This window comes from Paraburkholderia elongata (genome assembly GCF_013177735.1).
Classification (GTDB): Bacteria; Pseudomonadota; Gammaproteobacteria; order Burkholderiales; family Burkholderiaceae; genus Paraburkholderia; species Paraburkholderia elongata.
The window spans coordinates 1-1665 of sequence record NZ_WOEZ01000338.1; the positions used below are offsets into that span (position 1 = coordinate 1).

Annotated in this window: 2 protein-coding genes; both read left to right on the forward strand. The window is 62.1% G+C overall.

Annotated elements, in window-relative coordinates:
• Positions 1–95 precede the first annotated feature (95 nt).
• Positions 96–1265 carry an ABC transporter permease subunit gene (locus GNZ13_RS50980; RefSeq protein ID WP_171926115.1) on the forward strand — a complete coding sequence of 390 codons (1170 nt, stop codon included), beginning with the start codon at positions 96–98 and terminating at the stop codon, positions 1263–1265.
• 20 nt (positions 1266–1285) lie between these two features.
• Positions 1286–1665, forward strand: a 380-nt coding sequence (locus GNZ13_RS50985; RefSeq protein WP_172179034.1) for an ATP-binding cassette domain-containing protein, incomplete at its 3' end; no start/stop codon positions are given.

Consider the following 1665-nt stretch of genomic DNA (forward strand, 5'->3'; position numbering starts at 1 on the left):
GTTCGCATTCATCGTGCTGATCGTCGTGCTGGTGTTCCGTCCGTCGGGCCTGCTGGGCGAACGTGTTGCGGATCGAGCATAAGGAGTAGACAGACATGACCTCAATTCAACCGATCGAGCCGTCCACGACGCTCATCCCTGAAAAGAACCTGACGAAGACGCTGACCGTCGGCATCATCACCGCGATCTTCGTGATCGCGGCGCCGATGATCATCGGTGCCGCCGGCGGCAACTACTGGGTCCGCGTGCTCGACTTCGCGATGCTGTATGTGATGCTCGCACTGGGCCTCAATGTGGTGGTCGGCTTCGCCGGCCTGCTGGACCTGGGCTATATTGCGTTCTACGCCATCGGCGCGTACACCGCGGCGCTGCTGAGTTCGCCCCACCTGACCTCGCAGTTCGAGTGGATCGCGCACCTGTTCCCGGGCGGCCTGCATACGCCGATCTGGATCATCGTGCCGATTGCGATGGGGCTCGCCGCGACCTTCGGCGTCCTGCTCGGCGCGCCGACCTTGCGTCTGCGTGGCGACTACCTCGCGATCGTGACCCTGGGCTTCGGGGAGATTGTGCGGATCTTCATTAACAACCTCGACCGTCCGGTCAACATCACGAACGGGCCGAAGGGGATCACCGGCATCGCTCCGGTGTCGGCAGGCGGCTTCAGCCTCGCGCAGACACACACGTTCCTCGGGTTCTCGTTCCCGTCGGTGTACATGTATTACTACCTGTTCGTGCTGTGCGCGCTGTTCGTGATCTGGACCTGTACGCGTTTGCAGCACTCGCGTATCGGCCGTGCATGGGCCGCGATCCGCGAAGACGAAATCGCCGCCAAGGCGATGGGTATCAACACCCGTAACGTGAAGCTGCTGGCCTTTGCAATGGGCGCGTCGTTCGGCGGGCTGTCGGGCGCGATGTTCGGTTCGTTCCAGGGCTTCGTGTCGCCGGAGTCGTTCACGTTCTGGGAATCGGTCGTGGTGCTGGCGTGCGTGGTGCTCGGCGGTATGGGCCACATCCCTGGCGTGATTCTCGGCGCGGTGCTGCTCGCCGTGTTCCCGGAATTCCTGCGCTCGACGATGGGTCCGTTGCAGAACATGATCTTCGGCCATGAAATCGTCGATACCGAAGTGATCCGTCAGTTGCTGTACGGCCTCGCGATGGTCGTGATCATGCTGTACCGCTCGGAAGGCCTGTGGCCGTCGCCGAAGCACGAAGACAAGATTGCGAAACTGGCGAAGCGTGCTGGCAAGAAGCCGGTGCGCGCCTGAGGCCCGCAGGGAGAAATCATATGAGCGATAACGTAAACAACGGCGTCGGCAGCGATCAGATCCGCCTGTCGGTGAAGGGCGTCAACAAGCGCTTCGGCGGCTTGCAGGCACTGTCCGATGTCGGCCTGCAGATCAAGGCGGGCCAGATTTATGGCCTGATCGGCCCGAACGGTGCCGGCAAGACGACTTTCTTCAACGTGATCACGGGTCTGTACACGCCGGATTCGGGCGAGTTCAAGCTCAACGGCACGGAATACACGCCGACCGCCGTCTATCAGGTGGCGAAGGCGGGTATTGCGCGTACGTTCCAGAACATCCGTTTGTTCGGCGGCATGACCGCGTTGGAAAACGTGATGGTGGGGCGCCACGTGCGCACGAAGCACGGCCTGATCGGCGCGGT

Coding starts and splice junctions, on each gene's coding strand:
- GNZ13_RS50980 (WP_171926115.1), top strand. CDS start 96: ATGACCTCAATTCAACCGATCGAGCCGTCCACGACGCTCATCCCTGAA.